Consider the following 22,778-nt stretch of genomic DNA (forward strand, 5'->3'; position numbering starts at 1 on the left):
TCGAACAGCCCATCCCCATCGCGCATACCGTGATCATTCCGCACGAATGATCACGAGACGCACGCGGGTTGCCGGTTACTGAGACACGCTCCTAGTGCCGCGTCAGGCAACGTTTGCCCTGTTGGTGATGTGCCGTGACCCCTGATCAGGGGCGACACCGCTTCGGCGTCGGCGGTATGGGAGGCTGGGCCGGTGCCTGCAACCCTTCGTCCCCTGGACGCCCAACACTTCCCGGCCTGGCTGGAGCGCAGTCGAGCTGAGTACGCCAAGGATCTCGTTGCTTTGGGGCGAACGTCTGAGGACGCCTGCCGGCAGGCGGACGAGACCATGGCTCGCTCCTTTCCGTCCGGGACACCGGCCCCGGGGCACGTGGTCTTCGACGTGGTCGACGATGCCGGGGTAACCGTCGGCTACCTCTGGATCGGGCCGGACATGAGTGATGATGTGGGCGCCTGGTGGATCTGGGACATCGTGATCGACGCCGACAAGCGTGGTCGGGGCCTCGGACGAATGGCCATGCTCCTCGGTGAGGAATACGCCCGGGCCCAGGGCGCTCACACTCTGGGTCTCAGCGTCTTTGGGTTCAACACCGGCGCGCGTGGCCTTTACGAGTCGCTTGGCTACGAGACGACCTCGGTGAAGATGCGCAAGAAGCTCGACTGAGCCTCAGGCGGCGTTTGCCCTGCCGACGACGGCGCGTAGGCGTCGGTCGTCAGCGTGGCCGTTCCGCCAGATGATGTAGCGGCGGATCATGCTGCCCTGTTCCTTGTGGGTGGCGTGGTCGGTGCCGTCGAGGGTGAAGTAGCGCAGGGCGGTGAACTGGGCCTCGATGCGGTTGAGCCAGGAGCTGTTGGTCGGCGTGTAGGCGAGCTCGACGTTGTTGTCCGCGGCCCAGTCGCCGACCCGGGTGTCCTTCTTCGTGCTCAGGTGCGGGGAGTAGTTGTCGAGCACGATCGCGATGCGGATCTCGGGCGGATAGAGGCTGCGCAGGTAGCGGCAGAACTCCAGGAATCTCGCGCGGTGCTTTCTCGGCTTGATGTGGCCGTAGAGCTTGTCTTTGGCGAGGTCGTAGGCGGCGAACAGGTGCCTGACCCCGTGCGGGCGTGTGTAGGTCGCCCGTCGGCGGGGCCTCGGTTCGCGGCCGGGGTTCTTGTGCTTGCCGCCGCGCTCGGCCCACTGCCGGCCGGGGTGGGGCTGGAGGTTGAGCGGCCCGAACTCGTCTAGGCAGAAAACGACTTCGGGCTCGCCTTCCTCGGGTATGACCTCGCCGTCGGCGATCGCGTAGAGGTGCTCGACCCGTGCCTTCTTCGTGGCGTAGTCGGGGTCGCGGGAGGTCTTCCAGGTCTTCACGCGTTGAAAGGACACGCCCTCCTCGCGGAGCAGGACCCGAAGGCCCTCGTGGCTGATGTCGTCGACCACCCCCTCGGCGACCAGGAAGTCGGCCAGCTTGGCCAGGCTCCAGGTCGAGAAGGGCAGGCCGTGCTCGACCGGCTTGGACTTGGCGATCTTCTTGACCTCGCGACGCTCGGGCAGGGAGAAGGTCCTGGGCCGGCCGCCCTTGTACTTCGGGTAGAGCGCCTCGAACCCGGCGGCGTTGAAGTTGTGGATCACGTCGCGGACCCGGTCCGGGCTGGTGAACGTGACCTCGGCGATCTTCGCCACGGGCATGCGCTGGGCGGACAGCAGCACCATCTGAGCCCGCCGCCAGGTCACCACCGACCCAGTGCCCCGGCGGACGATTTGCAGCAGTCGTCTGCCCTCGTCGTCATCGATCTCACGGACCTGCACACGTTCAGCCACGTGATCATTCTGACGGTCCAGCGCCGCCCGGCACAGCAACCGGGCGACACATCATGACGGGGCGAACGTTGCCTGATGCGGCACTAGCACGCCGATTCTGAACTCGTCGTTCGGACCGACCTTCGAGGACTCCTTGTTCTTGATGATGAACAGGGATGCCTCGTTGGCCATCGACAAGTCGGAGTGGACTTCGCAGGTGATGCTCTGGACGGCTTGGAGGACTTCGTCCGAGACCGTTACCTTCCCAGCCAGGAGGAGCTGGCATGCGTAGACTCGGTGCATGCCGTCGACGGCGTACTGACCATCCTCGCGCTGCGAGATGATCGGCGTCCCGAGAGCGGTGGGAACCAACTTCTCGGCGATAGCCATCGCGCGAGCCTTGTTGAGGTTGCGCTGGGCACGGGAATCGAACTTGATGAATCTCGGATCGATCTTGTCGTACGTGATCGGGTGGTCCGGGATGCCGTAGCTGTAGTCCTTGGTGGACATGACCTTCTCCTTGTGTGTCAGCACCCCAGTGGGGGAGACGGCGACACTTGTCAGCTCCCGAATGCGTGAGACGGCGACTTGATCGCGATCACCCTATCGAACAACTTGGCTGTCTTGCAGGCGAGTTATCCACCTGACTGGCAAATCATGCGATCCCGGCAGACGCCCCTGTGGTCGAGTGGCTGTGCCTACGTGGGAGCCGGCTTCTCCAGAGCACTGGCAGGCGGCGGCGAAGACCGTGCCACAGGCGTGCCAGAACGGGCGGCACGTGACGGTCAGTCGAGGATGCCAGCGGTGAGGCAGTCAGGGAACGGGCAGCGCGGGCACGGTGCAGGTCAGGGCAGGTATCGCACGTCAATCCTTGTAAAGCAGGGATCCCTGATGCCGGCCAGAGTCCTGGAGTTGTCATAGCAGCTTGCGAGACTGGGTGCATGGCTAAGGTCTTTGGGCACATCGAAGGTCACCCGGTGGGGTCTCTGTACCAGCGGCGCAAGGAGCTCAGCGATGCTGGGGTGCACGCGCCGCTGATGGGCGGTATCCACGGCAACTCGCGCGAGGGGGCCGACTCCATCGTCGTCTCTGGCGGGTACAGGGACGACGAGGACTATGGCGACTTGATCGTCTACACCGGACACGGCGGTCAGGAGAACGGACGGCAGGTCCGCGACCAGGACATCACAGATCCGGGCAACGCAGGCCTGGTGCGAAGCGAACTCGAAGGCCACCTGGTCCGCGTGATTCGTGGTGCCAGTGGAGACACTGAGCATTCACCGTCCTCGGGCTTCCGCTACGACGGCCTCTTCCGCGTCGAGTCGCACCACAGCAAGATCGGCATGGATGGGTACCGCATCTGGCAGTTCCGGCTGGTCGCAGCCGGCGCATCGGAAGAGGAGGACGTCACGCCGTTCCACGGCGACACGGCACATGACCCTGCGCCGAGGCGCCCCGTCAACACCCAGAGGGTTGTCCGCAATAGCGCGGTCACCCAGCTGGTGAAGCAGCTCCACAAGGGCCAGTGCCAGATGTGTAGTCAGATCCTCACTGTTCCGGGGGACTCCTCCTACAGCGAAGGGGCGCACATCCAGGCCGTCGGACACCCGTACAACGGCCCGGACGTATTGGAAAACATCCTGTGCTTGTGCCCGAATTGCCATGTCCTCTTTGACTACGGAGCCCGCTACCTGACCGACGATCTGCGCGTCGTCGACGGGGTCCGGCATGAAGAGATTGGCGAGCTGCGGACTCACCGGAAGCACAAGATCGACACCCGCTTCGTTCGTCACCATCGGGGTCGCTGGGTCGCCACGGATTGAGCCGCAGCCGTGCCGCAGTCGGTCACGTCTACCGTCACGGGCGCAAACGCTCGCTGTAGTCAGGCCATCTGGTCGGCGGAACTGTGTGTCTAACTGCGCTACAACGGGTGCGCACTTCGGCGGACGGCCGCGGACGGTCGGGGACCGTTCAGGCAGGTCAGCGATGCGGGCTACCCAAGCCAGGTAGGTACCCGAGTTGCTTCGGGACGAAGAGGCCGTGAGTTCAAATCCCGCCGCTCAAGGCCATCGTGGTCCTGATCGTGGTCACCGTTGTCCTTGTACTGCTGGTCGCCGTGCTGAGCGCCGTAGCCGCCGTACTGCTCGCCCGTTCATCAGGGGCATCGCCTTCGTCCGCCCTCATGCGCGGAGGTGTGGCCTTCGGCGCCACCCTCACCCTGCTCGCGCTTCTTGCCTCCACGATCGCGGGGCTACTCCCATAACCATGGGGGAGTTTCGGTTCCAGATGGGTGGAGGGTTCGACAGGCCGCAAAGCATTCCGTCTCCTGGACCGAGTCGTATGGGCTTCGACTAGTTCGCGGTCAGCCGTTCGCGGAAGCCCCTGGGCTGGCGCCGGGTTTGACGCAGGGTGCCAGGACGGTCAGGTCCAGCGTATCCGGCGCCGTGTCGGGATAGCCCACCACGACCGAGGCGGTGAACTTGTTCGCGGCATTGGACAGGTCCAGTCGCTGGTCGTCGCTGCGCTCGACGGAGAAGCCGTCCCGCTTCAGCCGCTGCCGTACTGCCTCGAACACGGCGTGCACCTTCGGCCCGGGGATCCCGCGCAGCTTGTACGAGATGTACGGCATATACGTCTGGATCGAGCCGTCCCCGCACGCGTCCTTGTCCGCCAGCGGCTCGGCGATCTTCACGGTGTCCTTATCGGGTAGCACCGCCAGCGCGTCGGAGGCGTATGCCTTGACCTGCTCCTCGGCCTGTCCGAGGTTCATCGACGGGGTGCCGCTTCCGCAGGCGGAGAGCACGAGGACTGCGGGCAGCAGGCACAGCAGAGCCGCGCGAGCGGACCGTCCACGCGGTACTGGCTGTGAGGATCGGCTCATGCGCCCGGCCCTCCCACGATGACTCGGCCGAACGCCTTCCAGGACGGCGTGCCCTTGTTCCAGTAGTGGTCGTGGTCGGTGTCCTGGGACGGCAGGTGCTGCGCGCCGAAGGCCGGGTTCATCGGGTTGCGGCCGAAGCGCAGATGGTCGTCGTCGCTGGCGGGGTTGTAGTTGTCGGGGTCGAGAGGGTCGGTCGTCCAGGTGTCGATCGAGTCGCCGCTGCTTTTCACAGCGTAGACCTTGGACGGGTCCATCTTCGTGCCGTTCGCCAGGTCGACGTTGAGGTCGCCCGCCTTATCGACGCCGACGCCTGGGCTTCCGGCGAAGACCACACTGTCGACGGGCAGTCCCTTGTCGCGCATGGCGTAGCCGACGACCGTGCTGCCGTAGCTGTGTCCGATGATCGTGTTGTGGGACGGGGACCCCTGGTGGGTGGCCCGCAGGCCGGACTGGAAGTCGTAGAGGTTCTGCTCCGCGTCCTTGGCGTATCCCTCGTAGGCCGCGTCCGGGACCGGCTGCGTGAAGCTAGGCTTGGCCGACTGCGGTGCCGTGTAGTTCACATAGGCGATGGTGGAGACCTTGCTTCCGGGGCTTGCGTCGATGGCGCTGCGGTACATCTCCTTCGCCTTGTCCATGGTGCCGCCCACACCGGCGAGCTTGGATTCGGTGCCGGGGACGAAGGTGGCCACGTGGTCGGCGGTGTCCGGGTTGTTCAGCGCGAGGATCGCGCGGCCTCCCGGCGCATAGGCGTCGAGCCCGAGCAGGAACGGCTGCGGGTTCTGTTCGGTGACGGGCTGGTCCAGGCGGTCCTGGATGGCCTGGAGACCCTTCAGCTTGCCCTGTAGGGCCTCTCGCTCGGCCTTCCAGACGATGTGGTCCGGACTCTCGGTGGCCCCATACGGGGTTCCCGTCACCGAGAGGGGCTCGGACTTGTCAAGGTCGCTGAGCTGCTTCTGGAGGTCCGCCTGGGAGCGGGTGAGGTTCAGGCGGTTGGCCTGGTCGCGGGTGGCGGCGGGGACGCCGTCGAGGTTGCCGACCTGGTCGGGGGCGTCGTGGATGAACTTCTGCTGCTCGGTCTCGGTGAGGCCGTCCCACCACTTCTTGACGTTGGCCGGGTCGGTGCCCTTGGCGGGTATCTGCTCGCGGGCGGTCTCGGCGGCCTGGTCCTTGGCCACCATGGCGGCGTCCAGGCCGAGGCCGTTGCTCGCGTTGCTCGCGAAGTGGTTCAGCCGGGCGCTGATCTCCTGGTCCGCGTGGTCAGCCTCGTTGAGCGCGGCGGCGATGCGGTTGCTGATGGCGATCGCCGCCGTCTCGGCGCCGGCGCCCGCGTAGTTCGCGGACGTCGGCTCCTTGTCCCACGTGATGCGGCCGTCAGGGGCGACGTTGAGCTTCGCGTTCTTGGCGTCGTCCAAGGCGTAGACCAAGTGGGCCTGGGCCAGCGCGAATTGTTCGGCGGCCTTGGCAAGCGCCTTGCTGACGAAGTCGAGCTCACTGTGCGCGGACTGGAGTTCGGTGCCCAGGAACTGGATTCGGGCATGGGCGTGGTCGGAGGCGGTGCCGGTCCAGTGCGAGTTGGTGAGTCGGTCGACGACATCGTGCTGCCAGGACTCGATGTGCTGGCCGAAGGCCGAGTAGAGCTTGTCGAAGGCGTTCTTCGCGATGGTGATGTTGTTGATGTTGGCGTCGTAGAGCGTCTTGATGTCCATCGCTTACTCGGCCGCCTTCGCACTGGACGGCTTCACGGGGCCCGGGACGACCGTCGTGCCGAACGGGTCCGGCTCGTCCGGGACCGGGGCGGCCGGGTTGCGCATGCTGTTGTGGGCGTTCTGCTCGGCCTGACGGTAGTAGGTGGCCGTGGTGGCGAGCTTGGTACCGACGTCGCCCATGTCACCGGCGAGCTTGTCCAGCAGCGTCTTCCAGTTGGCCCCGCAGTCGCGCACCGCCGCGGCCGTCAGCCACCCCTGCAGCGTGCCGGCGGCCTGGTTACACGGCTCCGCGAGCTTCGCGGTCTCACCCGGTATCAGACCCCCGACGTGCTGCGCGCTCTGCCCGCAGCCGTCCAGTTCGGCAGGGTTGACCTTGAATTGCAGGCTCGCATCAGGATCTGCCACGTTCTCTTCCCCCGTTGTCTCCGGACCCCGCATGCCCCCCGGCCCGAGATCGTTCGATGCCGATTTTAACGGATCGTTGATCACTTCAGAGCGGAACCGACCGGGTGGCGGACGGGCGGCCGGGATGCGGGCAGAACGAACGAGGCCCCCGACGTGATGAGAATCCGCGATTTTTCCCGCCCCTGCTCTCGACTCCCCGGACCGTTCCCCGTTGAAGTGGGTGGGGACGTTAGCCAACCGCCGCCATCGACCGAAGCGGAGACGGTAGAGGTGGGAGTGAGCAGGGAGTGGATCTTGAATCAGCAACCCCGCTCAACCGCGTGGGGCCAACGCCGACCAACGCCCTCACGTGGATGTTCGGGGCTTCCTCCTGAGTGCGGCCACACAGTGCCCTCATTCGGGACGAAGAGGCCGTGGGTTCAAATCCCGCCACCCCGACCCAGTCCAGAGGGCCCATCGGAGAGATCCGATGGGCCCTCTGGCGTTTCCGGCTGCTGAGGAGCCGTCGGCGGGGCCGTCCGCCTCCACCGGCGACTGCCGCGTGATCCACGACACGTGGCGAGCCCGAGGGCCTTTCGGCGTGACAGGGTGTCCGCTCGACGGCGGCCTGGCCGTCGCCCACCGTGCGCGGGCGCGGCCCGATTCCGGCCGTCACGCCCAGGTCCGAGCCCCCGATCAGCACCCGATGCGGCTGCCGCCCGCACCGGGGCCCTGGAGCCGGTGGGCGGCCCTGTCGACGTCGTGTCAGAGCACGGACGCGAGGGCTGTGCGGGAGGTGATGCCCAGCTTGGGATAGGCCTTGTAGAGGTGGTGGGCGACGGTGCGGGGGCTCAGGAAGAGTTGGGCGGCGATGTCGCGGTTGGTGAGGCCTTGGGCGGCCAGGCGGGCGATCTGGAGTTCTTGAGGGGTCAGCGGGGTCAGGGGAGTCTGCGGGCTCTGTGGGGAGAGCGGGGTGTCGGGGGCGGGGGTGCCGGTGGCGGAGAGTTCGGTGCGGGCGCGGGTGGACCAGGGGTGGGCGGCGAGGCGGTCGAAGGTTTCCAGGGCGAAGTGGAGGTGGGGGCGGGCGTCGGTGCGGCGGCGGGTGCGGCGGAGCCATTCGCCGTAGAGGAGGGCGGTGCGGGCCTGTTCGAAGGGGCGGTGGGTGGTGGCGTGGAGGTCGAGGGCGGCGCGGTAGGCCGGTTCGGCGAGTTCGTCGGGGCCGAGGAGGGCCTGGCAGCGCAGGCGTAGGGCTTCGGCCCAGGGGCGGTCGGCGGCGGCGGTCCAGCGGGCGAAGCGTTCGTAGGGTTCGGCGGCGCGGTCCGGGGTGCCGAGGCGGACGGCGGCCTCGACCAGGTCGGGGACGGCGCGGGTGGCGCAGACGTGGTGGCGGTGCGGACCGGTGGTGAGGGGGTGGAGGCGGTCCGCGGCGCCGGCGGCGCGGCCCTGGCCGAGGTCGAGCAGGGCGAGTGCCCAGTGGGCCCAGGGGCGGCCGGCGGCGGGGGCGGCGGTCTGCGGGCCGGTGATGGCGAGGGCGGTGGTGGCCAGTTCGGTGCAGCGCTCGGTGCGGCCGTCCAGGGCGGCCAGGTAGGCCAGCAGGGCGCTGAGTTGGCTGACCCACTGGTGCTGGCCGGTGTCCTGGGCGAGGGCGAGGGCCTCGGTGGCGGTGAGTTCGGCGTCGGCGTGGCGGCCGTGGAAGAGTTCGGCCTCGGCGAGGAAGAACTGCAGGGTGGGCATCACCCCCACGGTGCCCTTGGCGCGGGCCTCGGCGACCAGTTCGCCGCCGAGTTCGACGGTCTCCTCGTCGCGGCCGAGGATGAGGGTGGCGCCACAGAGCTGGACGAGGTCGACGGGGGTCTCGGCGCCGGCCCGGCGGGCGGCCCCGGCGCTCTCCCGGACGGGCGGCAGGGGCCCGGCGGGTCTGCCGAGGGCCGGGAGGACCGCGGCGGGCAGGTGGCGGGCGAGCGGGGCCAGGGGGTCGTCGGGGGCGAGCGGGAGGGCGGCGAGCCGGTCGAGCACCGCGACCACCGCCTCCTCCCCCGCGTACCAGGCGGCGTGGAAGGCCTGGAACAGCATCCGGGCGGCGTGCGAGGGCTCGATGTCCGTACCGGCGGCGTCGAGCAGCAGCCGGTTCGCCGTCGGGTACGAGCCGCGCCAGAAGTGCGCGGTGGCCCGGACCTGGTCCAGCAGGGCGTGCGCGAGGACGTTGTCGGTGCGGCCGGCGGCCTCGTCCGCGAGCGCCTCGGCCCGTACCAACTCGCCTTCCTCGGTGGCGGCTTCGGCGGCCAGGACGAGCCGGCGGGTGGCGGCGTCGCGGTCGGGGGTGAGCCGGGCGGCGCGCTCGTACGCGGCGGCGCCGCCGTGGCCGCCGCGGCGCTCGGCGCGGACGGCGGTGCGTTCCAGTGCGTCGGCCAGGTCGGCGTCGGGGGCGGTGGCGGCGAGGGCACGGTGCCAGGTGCGGCGGTCGCCGTCGGGCAGCGCCTCGGCGATGGTCCGGTGGACCGTCAGCCGCTGGTGGTGCGGTGCGCGTTGCAGGATCGCGGAGCGCAGCAGTGGGTGGCGGAACGCGATCCGACGGTCGGCGGTGACCGTCACCAGGCCGGATTCCTCGGCGGGGGTGAGCTGTTCGGCACCGATGCCGAGCGCGGCCGCGGCGGGCAGCACGACGTCCAGCTCGCCGCTCTCCTCGGCGGCGGCGATCAGCAGCAGGGTCTGGGTGGCCGGGGGCAGGCCGGTGACCTGGCCGTGGAAGGCGATCAGCAGCCGGCTGGTGAGCGGTAGCCCGCCCGCGGTGTGCGGCTGCGGCCCGGCGGCGACCGGGAGTTCGGTGAGGGCGAGCGGGTTGCCGGCGGCCTCGGCGAGCAGCCGGTCGCGGACGGCGGCGGGCAGGTCGGGGCCGGCCCGGTGCGCCAGCAGGCGGGCGGCATCGGTCTCGGACAGGCCGCTCACCCGCAGTTCGGGGAGGCCGAGTTGCCGCTCCGCGGAGGCACCGCCCTCGGTGCGGGCGGCGAGCAGCAGGGCGACCCCCTCGGCCTGGAGCCGCCGGGCGGCCAGCAGCAGCGCGTCCAGGGAGGCGCGGTCCAGCCACTGCACGTCGTCGATCACGCACAACAGCGGCTGCTCGGAGGCGAGTTCGGCGAGCAGTCCGAGGGTGGCGAGGCCGACCAGCAGCCGGTCCGCGGTCGCCGTCGACGAGTCTCCGAGCCCGAACGCCGCTTCCAGGGCTCGCCGTTGCGGCCCGGGCAGGGCGTACAGCCGGTCCAGACCGGGGGCGAGCAGCAGGCTCAGCCCGGCGAAGGGCAGTTCGGCCTCGTACTCGACGCCGGCCGCCCGGATCACCCGGAAACCCGCCCCGGCCCGCGCGACGGCGTCGTCGAGCAGCGCGGTCTTGCCGATCCCCGCCTCGCCGCGCAGCAGCAGGGCCCCGCTGCGTCCGTCCCCCGCCGCCGCCAACAGTCCTGCCACGGCGGCCTGTTCGTGTTCCCTCCCGTACAGCATGCCCCCGACCCTACCCAGCCGGCCGCCGGTACCCCGGGGCGAGAGCTACGTACCGCCATGCCTATACGTGACTGATTCGCCCGGCCCGGCCCGTCCATACCTTGGTTGAGCAGCGGGAACGACCCGCCCAACCACCCACCGGAACACGGGAGACAGCCATGACCGAGATCACCGTCGCCGCCCTCCAGCAGCTCGCCGAGCGCTACCTCGCGGTCTGGAACGAGACCGACCCGGCGGCCCGCCGCAAGCTGATCGACGAGGTCTGGGCCGAGGACGGCCGCTACACCGACCCGCTGGCCGCCGTCGCCGGCCGGGACGCGATCGACGCGCTGATCGGCGCGGCCCAGGCCCAGTTCCCGGGGCTGGAGTTCACCCTCGGCCCGGTGGACGCGCACCACGACATCGCCCGGTTCACCTGGAACCTCGGCCCGGCCGGCGCCGAGCCGGTGGTGATCGGCTTCGACGTGCTGGCGGCCACCCCGGACGGCCGGATCGGCGCCGTGTACGGCTTCCTGGACCGCGTGCCGGGCGCCTGAGCCGCTGGCGCGACCCGCCCGGAGGGGCGCCGCCGGGCCACCCGGCGGCGCCCCTCCCCGAACCGGACCCGGAACGGGAACCGGAACCCGGCCCGGAACCCGAGCCCGGACCCGAACCCCGAAGGCCCCCGAGCCCAGGCCCCGGACCCCGCCCCGACCCCAAGCCCTTGAGGAGAGCCCGAGATGAGCACCGCCCTGGACACCCGGCGGTCGGCCGAAGCCGCGGCCGCCACTGCGCCGAAGGCAGCCACGGCCCCCAAGGGCCTGCTGCTGGTCGTCCTGACCGCCACCTTCATGACCTCCCTCGACGTCTTCGTCGTCAACGTCGCCGTCCCCTCCCTCCAGGCCGACCTCGGCGCCGGCCCCGCCGCCGTCCAGTGGGTGATGGCCGGGTTCAGCCTGGCCCTGGCGGCCGGGCTGGTCACCGCCGGCCGGCTCGGCGACCGCTACGGCCGCCGCCGGGTGTTCGCGCTCGGCCTGGCCCTGTTCACCCTCGCCTCCGCCGCCTGCGGCCTCGCCCCCACCGCAGGCGCCCTGGTCGGCTCCCGGGTCGTCCAGGGCCTGGCGGCGGCGCTGATGGGCCCGCAGGTGCTGGCGATCCTGCGGACCGCCTTCAGCGGCGCGGCGCAGGCCCGGGCCTTCGCCCGGTACGGGCTGACGATGGGCGTCGGCGCGGTGTTCGGTCAGCTGATCGGCGGGCTGCTGATCCGCGCGGACCTCCTCGGCCTCGGCTGGCGCAGCTGCTTCCTGATCAACCTGCCGATCGGTCTGGCCGCCCTCGCCCTGGTCCGCCGCTGCCTGCCGGAGTCGCGCGCCCCGCAGCGGCCCGGCCTGGACCCGGTCGGCGTCCTGCTGGTCACCATCGGGCTGACCGCCCTGGTGCTGCCGCTGATCCAGGGGCCGGGGCTCGACTGGCCGCTGTGGACCGGGCTCTGCCTCGCCGCATCGCTCGTCCTGCTCACCGCCTTCGCCGTCCACCAGCACCGCACCACGCGTGCCACGCGTGCCACGCGTGCCACGCGGACCACGCGGACCACCACCCACATCGGCGACGCAGCCCCGCTGGTCGACACCCGGCTGTTCCGCAGCCGCGCGTTCAGCGCCGGACTGCTCGCCCAGCTCGCCTTCTGGCTCGGCCAGGCCTCCTTCTTCCTGGTGCTCGCCCTGCACCTGCAGTTCGGCCGCGGCCTGGACGCGCTCGGCGCCGGACTGGTGTTCACCGCGATCGGCCTCGGCTACTTGATCACCTCCAACACCACCCACCTGGTCACCGCCCGGCTCGGCGAGCCGCGCACGATCACCGTCGGCGGCCTGCTGATGGCCGCCGGGCTGGGCCTGCTCGCCCTCGCCGCCTACGGCGCGGCGGACGGCAGCGTCTGGTGGCTGGCACCCGGGCTGTTCGTCGACGGCCTCGGCATGGGCCTGGTGATCGCCCCGGTCACCACCGTCGCCCTGGCGGCCGTCGAACCGCAGCTGGCCGGTTCGGCGGCCGGGGTGGTGGCCACCGCGCAGCAGGTCGGCGGCGCCGTCGGGATCGCGCTGATCGGCCTGGTCTACTACGGCGCGGGCGACGCGACCGCCGCCTTCGGCCGCAGCGTGACGGCGCTCGCGGTGCTGGAGCTGGTCCTCGTGGGACTGGTCCGGCTGCTGCCGAGCACGGCCGGGCGTTCCCAGGGCCCCGGGCGCGGTTAGAACCCAGGCACGGTTGGAACCCCGGGCACGGTTGGAACCCCGGGCACGGTTGGACCCCCGGGCGCGGTTGGAACCCCGGGCGTTCTCAGGACCCGGGCGTTCGTGAACGTCCCGGGAACGGAACGGAGCGAACGGAAGGAACGGAGCCGGCGGGTGGATCGAACCCACCCGCCGGTTCCGTTCCCTCCCACCGATCGGGTTGGATGGTCGGATGAGCGAGGAGAAGAGCGCCGTACCGGCGTGGGAGCAGCGCTTCAGGGCGGCCCGGGTGTCGCTGCCGGACTGGGCCGAGGACGCCCCCGACCGGGCCCTGTACGTGTCCAACTCGACCGGCACCTACGAGGTCTACGCCTGGGACCGCGCCACCGGAACCCACCGTCAGGTCACCGACCGCCCGAACGGCACCACCGACGCCGAGCTGTCCCCGGACGGCGCCTGGGTCTGGTGGTTCGACGACCACGACGGCGACGAGTTCGGCGTCTGGCGCCGCCAGCCCTTCGCGGGCGGCCCGGACGAGGAGGCCGTGCCCGGTCTCGCCCCCTCCTACTCGGCCGGTCTGGCCCTCGGCCGCGACGGGACGGTGGTCGTCGGCCGCTCCACCGACGAGGACGGCACCACCCTGCACCTGCGCCGCCCCGGCGCCGCCGAGCCGGTCGAGATCTACCGGCACGAGGAGTACGGCGGTGTCGGCGACCTGAGCCACGACGGCACCCTGCTCGCCATCGACCACACCGAGCACGGCGACGCGATGCACTCCGCGATCCGCGTGGTCCGCCTCGGCGGGGACGGCATCGAGACGGTCGCCGAGCTGGACGAGGTGACCGGCCGGGACGAGCCGCGCGGCGTCGCCTGCCTGGGCTTCGCCCCGGTCGAGGGCGACACCCGCCTGCTGGTCGCCCACCAGCGCACCGGCCGCTGGGAGCCGATGATCTGGGACGTCGCCACCGGCGCCGAGACCGCCCTCCCGCTGCGCGACGAGCAGGGCCGCGAGCTGCCCGGCGACGTCTCCGCGCAGTGGCGCCCCGGGGCCGGGGAGCTGCTGGTCGAGCACGAGTACGAGGCCCGCAGCGAGCTGTTCTCGTACTCGCTCGCGGACGACCGGCTGACCCGCCTGGACACTCCGCGCGGCACCGTCGGCGGCGCCACCGCCCGTCCGGACGGCACCGTGGAGTACCTGTGGTCCTCCGCCGCCGAGCCCTCCGCCGTCCGCTCCACCGCCGGTGCGGTCGTGCTGCGGGCGCCGGGTCCGGTGCCGCCCGGTTCCGTCCCGGTCGAGGACGTCTGGGTGGACGGCCCCGGCGGGCGGGTGCACGCCCTGGTACAGCGCCCGGCCGGCCACGCCCCCGGTGACGGCCCGCTGCCGACCGTCTTCGAGATCCACGGCGGCCCGACCCACCACGACAGCGACTCCTTCGGCGCCGGTCCGGCCGCCTGGCTGGACCACGGCTTCGCGGTGGTCCGGGTCAACTACCGGGGCTCGACCGGTTACGGGCAGGCCTGGACCGACGCGCTGCACGAGCGGGTCGGCCTGATCGAGCTGGAGGACATCGCCGCCGTCCGGGAGTGGGCGGTCGCCGACGGCCTGGCCGACCCGCAGCGCCTGGTGCTGACCGGCGGCAGCTGGGGCGGCTACCTGACCCTGCTCGGCCTGGGCGTCCAGCCGGAGAGCTGGTCGCTCGGCGTCGCCGCCGTACCGGTCGCGGACTACCACGCCGCGTACGCCGACGAGATGGAGGCACTGAAGTCGCTGGACCGCACGCTCTTCGGCGGCACCCCGGAGGAGGTCCCGGAGCGCTTCACCGCCTCCTCGCCGCTGACCTACGTCGAGCAGGTGCGGGTGCCGGTCTACATCAGCGCCGGGGTGAACGACCCGCGCTGCCCGATCCGGCAGATCGACAACTACGTCGAGCAGTTGGAGCGGCTCGGCAAGCCGCACGAGGTGTACCGGTACGACGCCGGGCACGGGTCGCTGGTGGTGGAGGAGCGGATCAAGCAGCTGCGGCTGGAGATCGACTTCGTCCGGCGCCACCTCGGCATGCCCGGCGGGGCCGTGGGAGGGGCTGGGTGAGGCGTCCGCTGACGCTCGCGGGAGCGGCAGTGGCGGGGGCGCTGGTGCTCACCGGCTGCTCGGGCTCGCACGCCGCCGAGGCGGCCTGCCCGCCCCCGGTCGGTCCGGTGCTGCCCAGCCCCACGGCCGCCGTGCCGACCGTGCCGCCCGCTCCGACGGCGGGCGCCTCGACGCCCCCGGCGGGCGCCGTGCCCGGCGCGCCGCTCGCCACGGCGACGAAGGCGGGCGCGGCGGGGGCCGGGGCCGGCTCGTTCGTCGTCCGGGCGGCGTACCAGCCCGGCGACGGCACGGTCCAGCTGGCCAAGGGTTCCAGCGGGTCGAAGGGGTCCAGCGGGTCCAAGGGCTCGTCCGGCTCGGGCTCGAAGGGCTCGAAGGGGTCCAAGGGATCCAACGGGTCCAAGGGGTCGAACGGGCGCACCGTGCACCACCACATCGACCGCTACGACTCGGGCGGGGCCGGCGGTCGCGGCCACTGCGACAACGCGGTACCCGAGGAGGACGACGACATGTCGACGCCGTTCGGCGGCGCCGGCCCGGCCGTCCCCTCGCAGACACCGGGTCAGCCGTCGGCCCAGCCACCGGCTCCCACCGCGACCCCGACCACGACCCCATCGGCGGTCGCCACCCCGGCCAAGCCGGTGCCCGCGCCCGGCAAGCCCACCCGGTAGGGCTCCGAAGGGTCAGTCCAGGACCGGGTCCAGCCCGAGGGCCCGGTCCTGCTCCGCCTCCACCTCGCGGCGCAGCAGGCGGAACCACATGAAGACCACGAAGCCCGCGAAGACGAACCACTCCAGGGTGTAGCCCAGGTTCTGGAAGGCGCGCAGGGTGAGCCCGTCGCCGCCCTGCGGCTGCACGGTCGGCACGGCCGTCAGCCCGGTGGGCACCTGGTCGGCGGCCACCCAGCCGTCGTACCAGCCGTCGTATTCGAGGACGTTCAGCAGCGAGGCCCGGTTGATCATGCCGAGCTGCCCGGCGGGCAGACCACCCGCCACCGCGCCGTTGCTGCCCACCGCCTCGTTGGCCTGCAGCCGTCCGATCACCGTCACCGGTCCGGTCGGCGGCGCCTCGGCCACGGCCCCGGACGGGGCCCCGGGCATCCAGCCCCGCACCACGGCGACGGCGTGTCCGTCGGCGGTGCGCAGCGGGGTGAGCACGTAGTAGCCCTGCTTGTCGCCCAGCATCCGGTTGGGGACGAGGAGTTGGTGCTCGGTGTCATAGCTGCCGGTCACCGTGACGGGCTTGCCGACGGTCTGCGTGGTCACCTGCGGGCTGGCCTGGGTGAGCAGGTCGTCGATCGGCTTTGTGTCACTCGAAGCGGTGAGGGACTGCTTGGTCTCCTGGTGCACGGTGACGCGGTCCTCGAATCGGCCGAGCTGCCAGGTGCCCAGCCAGACGCACACCGCCACGGCCGCCATGGCCAGTGCGGTGCCGCTGAGCCAGCGCGGAGTCAGGAGGAACCGGTACACACCCCCCACGGTAACCATTCCTCACACCGTCCCGGACCACGGGGTCCGCCGAGGACGGGAGGACCGCCGGGCACGGGCGACGCGGGAGCCCCGAGGAGCCGAGCCCGAGAAGCGGAGCCCGGGAGCGCCCCGCTCAGCCCGCCGCCGGCGTCCCCGACGGCTGGGCGGCCGCCCCGCCTGTGGACTGCACCCCGCCCCGGTAGAGCGTCCCCCCGCAGGCGACCGGCAGCGAGGCCGTCGCGGCCGCCGGGCTGCCCGGGGCCGGGGTGTGGGCGATGGTGGCGGTGGCCGGGCCGGTGGTGGGGCTGCCGGTCGGAGTGGCGGTCGGGCTGGGCGCCGGGGTGGGACCGGAGGTCGGCGTCGCGCTGGCCTGCGGGTTGGAGCTCGGGGCCGCCGAGTTGCCGGAGGCGGGGGCGTCCGAGGCGGCACCGGGGGCCTGGGTGGTCAGGGCCACCTGGTTGGCTCCGGTGGGCGCGCTGGTCACGGTGCCGCCGGAGCCGCCGGAGCCGCAGCCCTGGTCGGGGATCCACGCGAACGGCACCCGGTAGCCGGCCTGCGGCGCCAGTACGGGTGGCTCGGTGTCCATCGCGGGCAGGCTGCCCGCCGGGTCGCCGGGGGTGTGGTCGGCCGTACGGACCCGGCTGCGGTCGGCGCCGCTGACCTCGGTGACGGCCACCGCGCCCGGTCCGCCGAGGCGGCAGCTGCGCCCGGAGACGTTGTAGACGGTGAAGGAGCCGTAGATCCGCCCCTGCCCGTCCGCCGCACCGACCTGCGCGGTGCCCTGTCCGAGGTCCGTCCGGGTGCAGAGCGGGACGATCCCGCCGTCCCCGGTGCCGGGGGCCCCGGTGGGGGTGGGGGTGAGGCCCGGCCGGGTGGTGTCCACGCCGGGGCTGGGCGACGCGGAGGCGGTGCCCGAGGAGGACGTGGTGTCCCCGGTGCCGCTCGGGCCGGTGTGCACCGCCGCGCCGGTGCCGGCGGACCCGCCGCCTGTCCTGCCGCCGGGGGCGGTGGGGGTCGGGCTCTGGGCCTCGGCCGAGCCGGGCCCGCCGGAGAGCCCGAGGTGGTCCCCGTCGTGCAGGACGGGCAGGGCGACCGCGACGGCCAGGGCCAGCGCCGCCGCGCCGGTCCAGGCCCCGCGCCGGGCGGCCTGGCGCCGGGGTACGGCCTGACGGATGCGGGGCAGGGCGCCGGACCCGGGCTGGATCCCGGCCACCGCGTGGTGCATCAGCTCACGCAGTGCCCGCTCCTCGGAGGAGAGACCCGAGAGGTCGTCGTCCCCGGGCCGCTGCCAGGCGCCGTCAGCCATGTCCGGCCTCCATCTGGGTCCGGAGGGCGGCGAGTCCGCGTGATCCGTAGGCCTTCACGGAGCCGAGCGAGATGCCCAGGGTCTCGGCGACCTGCGCCTCCGTCATGTCCACGAAGTAACGCAGCACCAGAACCTCCCGCTGACGGCGTTGCAGACCACGCAGCGCGGCCTTCAACTGGTCGCGCTCCAAGGCATCGTAGGCACCTTCTTCTGCACTGGCCATGTCAGGCATGGGCTTCGGCAGCAGTCGCAGACCGAGGATGCGGCGGCGCAGCGTGGAGCGCGACAGGTTCACCACGGTCTGCCGCAGGTAGGCCAGGGTCTTCTCGGGTTCGCGCACCCGGCGCCGGGCGGCGTGCACCCGGATGAAGGCCTCCTGCACGACGTCCTCACAGGTGGAGAGGTCGTCCAGGAGCAGCGCGGCAAGCCGCAGCAGCGAGCGGTAGTGCGCCTGGTAGGTCTCGGTGAGCAGGTCCTCGCTGGTACCCGCGTCGGTACCCGCGCCGGAGTCCGCCGCACCGGGTGCGGCCGCCGTCATCTGGTCGTCTTCCGGCCTACTCGAAGACCACGGGGCGCGCGAGGGGAAGGCCACCGCGGCTCTCGCCGGGATGCCCGCCCTTGCCCCCACCATCACGTTCGCCACGCCCGTTGGACACTCGATCCCCTGTCATGGTTGCCCAGCCCGGGGGCCATTCTTCCGCATCGGCGGAAGAGGCCTCCAGGGGATTCCCACGGGATTCCGGACAGATTGTGTCGAGGAGCGGACACAGGTGCGGACATCCCCGGGCACAAGGGACCCTCAGGTCCGGCGCTCCGAGGGCCCGTCCGGGGTGTCGAGGGCCCGCTCCTCCCCCGCCGTCAGCTCACGGGCCACCAGTTCGGCGATCTGCACCAGGTTCAGCGCGGCACCCTTGCGCAGGTTGTCGCCGCAGAGGAAGAGATCGAGCGCGTCCGGCTCGTCCAGCGCCCGGCGCACCCGCCCGACCCAGACCGGGTCGGTGCCGACCACGTCGTTCGGCGTCGGGAACTCCCCGGCCGCCGGATCGTCGTAGAGGACCACACCGGGCGTCTCGCGCAGGATGTCCTGCGCGTGCTCCTGGCTGACCTCGCGTTCGAAGCGCGCGTGCACGGCCAGCGCGTGGGTGCGCACCACCGGGATGCGCACGCAGGTCGCGGAGACCCTCAGGGCGGGCAGGCCGAGGATCTTGCGGGCCTCGTCGCGCAGGCCCAGCTCCTGGGCGGACCAGCCGCCCTCGCGCAGGCCGCCGGTCCAGGGCACGGCGTTGAGGACGAGCGGGGCGGCGAACGGCCCGTCGTCGGCGATCACGGCGCGCAGGTCGCCGGTCTGCCGGCCGACCTCGGTGCCGGCCACCAGCGCGGTCTGCTCGCGCAGCGCGGCGACGCCCTCGCGGCCCTCACCGCTGGCGGCCTGGTAGGTGGCGACGACCAGCTGCTCCAGCCCGTACTCGGCGTGCAGCGCGCCGACCGCCGCGACCAGTGCGAGCGTGGTGCCGGCCGGGCTGGCCACGATGCCGCGCGGACGGATCCGCAGCGCGGCCGCGTTGACCTCGGGGACGACCAGCGGCACGTCCCCGCGGGTACGGAAGGCGGCCGAGTCGTCGACCACCACGACGCCCTTGGATGCCGCGATCGGCGCCCACTGGGCGGACACCTGGTCGGGGACGGCGAACACGGCGACGTCGATCCCGGCGAAGGCCTCCTCCGTCAGCGGGACGACCCCGACCGCCTCCCCGCGCACGACCGGCGCGCGGCCGGCCGAACGCGGGGAGGCGACGAGTCGGACCTCGCCCCAGATGTCCTGACGGAGCGAGAGCAGGCCGAGCAGCACCTCGCCGACCGCGCCGGTGGCGCCGACGACGGCGAGGTTCGGGCGCCGGGTCATCGCCCGGAGCCCCTGCCCGGCTGCCGGGTCATCGCCCGGTGCCGCCGTAGACGACGGCCTCGTCCGACTCGCTGTCCAGGCCGAAGGCGCTGTGCACGGCGCGGACCGCCTCCGGCACGTCGTCGGCGCGGGTGACCACCGAGATGCGGATCTCCGAGGTGGAAATCAGCTCGATGTTCACGCCCGCGGCGGACAGCGCCTCGAAGAAGGTCGCGGTGACGCCCGGGTTGGAGCGCATGCCGGCGCCGACCAGCGAGATCTTGCCGATCGCGTCGTCGTAGCGCAGCGACTCGTAGCCGATGCCCTCCTTGACCCGGCCGAGCGCGTCGATGGCCTTCTGGCCCTCGGTCTTGGGCAGGGTGAAGGAGATGTCGGTCAGGCCGGTCGACGCGGCGGAGACGTTCTGCACCACCATGTCGATGTTGACCTCGGCGTCGGCGATGGCACGGAAGATGCGCGCCGCCTCGCCCGGCTTGTCGGGCACCCCGACGACCGTGACCTTGGCCTCGGAGGTGTCGTGGGCGACTCCGGAGATGATGGCCTGCTCCATCTCGCCCCCTTCGGGCTTGTTCGGGTTGTCGTTGCTGACGATCGTCCCGGGAAGACCCGAGAAGGACGAGCGTACGTGAATCGGGATGTTGTAGCGGCGGGCGTACTCCACACAGCGGTCGAGCAGCACCTTGGAACCGGACGAGGCCAGCTCCAGCATGTCCTCGTACGCGATCCAGTCGATCTTGCGAGCCTTCTTCACCACGCGCGGGTCGGCGGTGAACACGCCGTCCACGTCGGTGTAGATCTCGCAGACCTCGGCCTTGAGCGCCGCCGCGAGGGCGACGGCCGTGGTGTCCGAGCCGCCGCGGCCCAGCGTGGTGATGTCCTTGCTGCTCTGGGACACGCCCTGGAAGCCGGCCACGATCGCGATGTTGCCCTCGTCCAGGGCGGTGCGGATGCGACCCGGCGTCACGTCGATGATGCGCGCCTTGTTGTGGACGGAGTCGGTGATGACACCGGCCTGACTGCCCGTGAAGGACTGGGCCTCGTGACCCAGGGATTTGATCGCCATGGCCAGCAGCGCCATGGAGATGCGCTCTCCAGCGGTCAGCAGCATGTCGAACTCACGGCCGGCAGGAAGCGGTGACACCTGCTCCGCGAGTTCGATGAGCTCGTCCGTCGTGTCGCCCATCGCGGACACCACGACGACGACCTCATGGCCGGCCTTCTTGGCGTCAACGATTCGACGGGCCACGCGCTTGATGCCTTCGGCATCCGCAACGGATGAGCCGCCGTACTTCTGCACGACAAGGCCCACGTGCGCTCCTCGACTTGTGTCGTTTTCCGGGGGCGCCAGGCCCCCGTACCCCCCGGGGGAGAGGGGGGTGCGGTCGGCGTCAGTCTACCGAGCAGGGGTGTCCCGACTGGTGTCTTCCATATGATGAGACGGCCGTTTCAGCACGTGAGCGACGGCAGGCGGGGCGCCACCGGCAGGTCTGCGGGGCATTCGGCGCGGTTCCGAAGAATCATCGGACGGATGGACGCCGCCACGGCCGGATTTCTTTTCCGGGCGAATGGCTGAGGCATTCGTCACATGTGCGCCGCAGCCCACCACCCGGACGACCCACCACCCGGACGACCCACCACCCGGACGAGCTACCGCCCGAGACCGAGCTCGGCCACCATCAGATCGCCGGCCTGCTGCTCCAGCTGCTCGTCGGTGAGGCCGTCGTCGTCGGTGTCCGCACCGTCGGGCACCGCGCCGATCGGGCTGTCCAGCCGGACGTGGGCGATCAGCGACTGCAGCGCCCGCAGCACCGCGGTGCAGGTCGTGCCCCAGTTGGAGAGGTACGAGAACTGCCACCACCAGAGCGCCTCGCTGACCCGGCCCTCGCGGTAGTGGGTCAGGCCGTGCTGGAGCTCGCTGACCACGCCGGCCAGGTCGTCCGAGATCCGGAAGGCGTTCGGCTTCTCCGGCGGGCCGTACGGGTCGAAGACCTCGTGGTAGACGTCGATCGGCGCGAGCAGCGCGGCGAGGCGCTCGCGCAGCTGCTCGCCGTCCGGCTCGGGACCGGCGTCGGGCTCGAAGCGGTCCTCGGGGACGACGTCCTCGATGGCGCCCAGCCGGCCGCCGGCCAGCAGCAGCTGGGAGACCTCCAGGAGCAGCAGCGAGACCGCGCTGCCCGGTTCGTCGCCCTTGGCGACCTCGGTGACGGCGAGCACGAAGCTCTCCACCGAGTCGGCGATCTGCACGGCGAAGTCGTCCGGCTCCGAGCCGTGGCCGTGGGTGTGCGGGGCGTGGGTCTCGGGCTCCCCGTGGGGCTGCTGGTTGATCGTCCGGTCAGACATCGAGCAGTCGTCTCCCTTCGAAGGCGCGGCCGAGGGTGACCTCGTCCGCGTACTCCAGGTCCCCGCCGACGGGCAGTCCGCTCGCCAGGCGGGTCACCTTCAGGCCCATCGGCTTGCAGAGCCGGGCCAGATAGGTGGCGGTCGCCTCCCCCTCCAGGTTGGGGTCGGTGGCCAGGATCAGCTCGGTGACCGTGCCGTCCGCGAGGCGCGACAGCAGCTCGCGGATGCGCAGGTCGTCCGGGCCGACGCCCTCGATGGGGCTGATCGCGCCGCCCAGCACGTGGTAGCGGCCGCGGAACTCACGGGTGCGCTCGATGGCGACGACGTCCTTGGGCTCCTCGACCACGCAGATGACGCCGAGGTCGCGGCGCGGGTCCAGGCAGACCCGGCACTGCTCGGCCTCCGCGACGTTGCCGCAGACCACGCAGAAGCGGACCTTGTCCTTGACCTCCAGCAGCGCGTGCGCGAGGCGGCGCACGTCCGTCGGGTCGGCCTGCAGCACGTGGAAGGCGATCCGCTGCGCGCTCTTGGGCCCGACGCCGGGCAGCCTGCCCAGTTCGTCGATCAGGTCCTGAACCACGCCCTCGTACACGTCGCGCCTTCCCTCGGATGGTCGGTGGTGCTCCGGTGCCATCATCCAACGAATCGGGCGCCGGACACACCGCCCGACGCCCGACTCCCACAGAAATCACATTGGTCCGTCGAATGAACTCCAGACCGTCTGCTGTACGGACCGGGCGCTGATCGACGCCCTGGCCCGTGTTCTGCCGCTGCCCTGCCCGTGCCCTGACCTGCGGCTCAGACGTGCTTGCCGACCTGCGGCGCTGACCTGTGTCAGATCAGAACGGCAGGCCGGGGATGCCGCCGCCCAGGCCCTGGGTGAGCGGGCCCATCCGCTCGGCCTGCATCTTCTGGGCGGCCTGGTTGGCGTCCCGAACGGCCGCCAGGATCAGGTCGGCCAGGGTCTCGGTGTCCTCCGGGTCGACGGCGGCCGGGGCGATGGTCAGCGCCACCAGCTCACCGGAACCGGTCACGGTGGCCTCGACCAGGCCGCCGCCCGCCGTACCGTTCACCTTCGCCTCGGCCAGCTCCTGCTGGGCCTTGGCGAGCTCTTCCTGCATCTTCTGCGCCTGCTTGAGCAGCTGCTGCATGTTGGGCTGACCGCCACCGGGGAACACGGCTCACTCCTTGCTGTCATGCGGTTCGTCGTTCGTCACCGCCG

General features: G+C 71.6%; 20 protein-coding genes. 6 read left to right on the top strand and 14 right to left on the bottom strand.

Annotation, left to right across the window (positions count from 1 at the left end; genetic code table 11):
- Positions 1-192 precede the first annotated feature (192 nt).
- Positions 193-663 carry a GNAT family N-acetyltransferase gene (locus ACGF12_RS32115; RefSeq protein ID WP_393037928.1) on the top strand — a complete coding sequence of 157 codons (471 nt, stop codon included), beginning with the start codon at positions 193-195 and terminating at the stop codon, positions 661-663.
- A 3-nt stretch (positions 664-666) separates the two neighbouring features.
- Here ACGF12_RS32115 and ACGF12_RS32120 read toward each other — a convergent pair whose 3' ends face one another.
- Both ACGF12_RS32120 and ACGF12_RS32125 read right to left on the bottom strand, forming a co-directional pair.
- Positions 667-1,800, bottom strand: coding sequence for an IS630 family transposase (locus tag ACGF12_RS32120; protein WP_393037931.1), 1,134 nt, complete (start codon positions 1,798-1,800; stop codon positions 667-669).
- A gap of 51 nt (positions 1,801-1,851) precedes the next feature.
- Positions 1,852-2,289 carry a DUF6551 family protein gene (locus tag ACGF12_RS32125; protein WP_393037934.1) on the bottom strand — a complete coding sequence of 146 codons (438 nt, stop codon included), beginning with the start codon at positions 2,287-2,289 and terminating at the stop codon, positions 1,852-1,854.
- A 431-nt stretch (positions 2,290-2,720) separates the two neighbouring features.
- On the opposite strand from ACGF12_RS32125, the gene ACGF12_RS32130 reads away from it, so the two are divergent.
- On the top strand, positions 2,721-3,602 hold the full coding sequence (locus ACGF12_RS32130) for a YDG/SRA domain-containing protein (protein WP_393037937.1): 882 nt from the start codon (positions 2,721-2,723) through the stop codon (positions 3,600-3,602).
- 539 nt (positions 3,603-4,141) lie between these two features.
- Here ACGF12_RS32130 and ACGF12_RS32135 read toward each other — a convergent pair.
- The 4 genes from ACGF12_RS32135 to ACGF12_RS32150 form a co-directional block, all read right to left on the bottom strand.
- On the bottom strand, positions 4,142-4,660 hold the full coding sequence (locus ACGF12_RS32135; protein ID WP_393037940.1) for a hypothetical protein: 519 nt from the start codon (positions 4,658-4,660) through the stop codon (positions 4,142-4,144).
- Positions 4,657-6,366 carry an alpha/beta hydrolase gene (locus ACGF12_RS32140; RefSeq protein ID WP_393037944.1) on the bottom strand — a complete coding sequence of 570 codons (1,710 nt, stop codon included), beginning with the start codon at positions 6,364-6,366 and terminating at the stop codon, positions 4,657-4,659. The genes ACGF12_RS32135 and ACGF12_RS32140 overlap by 4 nt, the downstream gene beginning before the upstream one ends.
- A 3-nt stretch (positions 6,367-6,369) precedes the next feature.
- Positions 6,370-6,771, bottom strand: coding sequence for a WXG100 family type VII secretion target (locus ACGF12_RS32145; protein ID WP_393037947.1), 402 nt, complete (start codon positions 6,769-6,771; stop codon positions 6,370-6,372).
- A gap of 744 nt (positions 6,772-7,515) precedes the next feature.
- Positions 7,516-10,245: a helix-turn-helix transcriptional regulator gene (locus tag ACGF12_RS32150; RefSeq protein ID WP_393037950.1), complete on the bottom strand. Its 2,730-nt coding sequence runs from the start codon at positions 10,243-10,245 to the stop codon at positions 7,516-7,518.
- Between the two features lie 158 nt (positions 10,246-10,403).
- On the opposite strand from ACGF12_RS32150, the gene ACGF12_RS32155 reads away from it, so the two are divergent.
- The 4 genes from ACGF12_RS32155 (at position 10,404) to ACGF12_RS32170 (ending at position 15,209) form a co-directional block, all read left to right on the top strand.
- Complete coding sequence (locus ACGF12_RS32155; protein WP_387621260.1) at positions 10,404-10,781, top strand: nuclear transport factor 2 family protein; 378 nt, start codon at positions 10,404-10,406, stop codon at positions 10,779-10,781.
- A gap of 183 nt (positions 10,782-10,964) precedes the next feature.
- The gene (locus tag ACGF12_RS32160) at positions 10,965-12,473 is read left to right on the top strand and encodes an MFS transporter (RefSeq protein WP_393037953.1); all 1,509 of its coding nucleotides are present in this window, start codon (positions 10,965-10,967) and stop codon (positions 12,471-12,473) included.
- Positions 12,474-12,684: 211 nt separating this feature from the next.
- Complete coding sequence (locus tag ACGF12_RS32165) at positions 12,685-14,541, top strand: S9 family peptidase (RefSeq protein ID WP_393037955.1); 1,857 nt, start codon at positions 12,685-12,687, stop codon at positions 14,539-14,541.
- On the top strand, positions 14,538-15,209 hold the full coding sequence (locus tag ACGF12_RS32170; RefSeq protein ID WP_393037958.1) for a hypothetical protein: 672 nt from the start codon (positions 14,538-14,540) through the stop codon (positions 15,207-15,209). The genes ACGF12_RS32165 and ACGF12_RS32170 overlap by 4 nt, the downstream gene beginning before the upstream one ends.
- Before the next feature lie 12 nt (positions 15,210-15,221).
- Here the strand turns inward: ACGF12_RS32170 and ACGF12_RS32175 are convergent, their stop codons facing one another.
- From ACGF12_RS32175 to ACGF12_RS32210, 8 genes are all read right to left on the bottom strand, one after another.
- On the bottom strand, positions 15,222-16,007 hold the full coding sequence (locus ACGF12_RS32175; protein WP_393037961.1) for an SURF1 family protein: 786 nt from the start codon (positions 16,005-16,007) through the stop codon (positions 15,222-15,224).
- A gap of 133 nt (positions 16,008-16,140) precedes the next feature.
- Positions 16,141-17,313, bottom strand: a complete 1,173-nt coding sequence (locus tag ACGF12_RS32180) for a hypothetical protein (protein WP_393037964.1) — start codon at positions 17,311-17,313, stop codon at positions 16,141-16,143.
- Complete coding sequence (locus ACGF12_RS32185; RefSeq protein WP_393037994.1) at positions 17,306-17,944, bottom strand: SigE family RNA polymerase sigma factor; 639 nt, start codon at positions 17,942-17,944, stop codon at positions 17,306-17,308. The genes ACGF12_RS32180 and ACGF12_RS32185 overlap by 8 nt, the downstream gene beginning before the upstream one ends.
- 168 nt (positions 17,945-18,112) lie before the next feature.
- A complete protein-coding gene (locus tag ACGF12_RS32190; protein WP_393037967.1) occupies positions 18,113-19,216 on the bottom strand; it encodes an aspartate-semialdehyde dehydrogenase in 1,104 nt (367 codons plus the stop codon).
- Positions 19,217-19,244: 28 nt separating this feature from the next.
- Positions 19,245-20,525 (bottom strand): aspartate kinase, encoded by a 1,281-nt coding sequence (locus ACGF12_RS32195; protein ID WP_030288196.1) that lies wholly within the window; start codon positions 20,523-20,525, stop codon positions 19,245-19,247.
- Between the two features lie 338 nt (positions 20,526-20,863).
- A complete protein-coding gene (locus ACGF12_RS32200) occupies positions 20,864-21,556 on the bottom strand; it encodes a DUF5063 domain-containing protein (protein WP_393037971.1) in 693 nt (230 codons plus the stop codon).
- Positions 21,549-22,148, bottom strand: a complete 600-nt coding sequence (recR, locus tag ACGF12_RS32205; RefSeq protein ID WP_355668740.1) for a recombination mediator RecR — start codon at positions 22,146-22,148, stop codon at positions 21,549-21,551. Before recR ends, ACGF12_RS32200 begins: the two co-directional genes overlap by 8 nt.
- Before the next feature lie 247 nt (positions 22,149-22,395).
- Positions 22,396-22,734 (bottom strand): YbaB/EbfC family nucleoid-associated protein, encoded by a 339-nt coding sequence (locus ACGF12_RS32210; protein WP_380612906.1) that lies wholly within the window; start codon positions 22,732-22,734, stop codon positions 22,396-22,398.
- Between the last annotated feature and the right edge of the window lie 44 nt (positions 22,735-22,778).

It is taken from the genome of Kitasatospora sp. NPDC048296, from assembly GCF_043201815.1.
In the GTDB taxonomy this organism is placed as follows: domain Bacteria; phylum Actinomycetota; class Actinomycetes; order Streptomycetales; family Streptomycetaceae; genus Kitasatospora.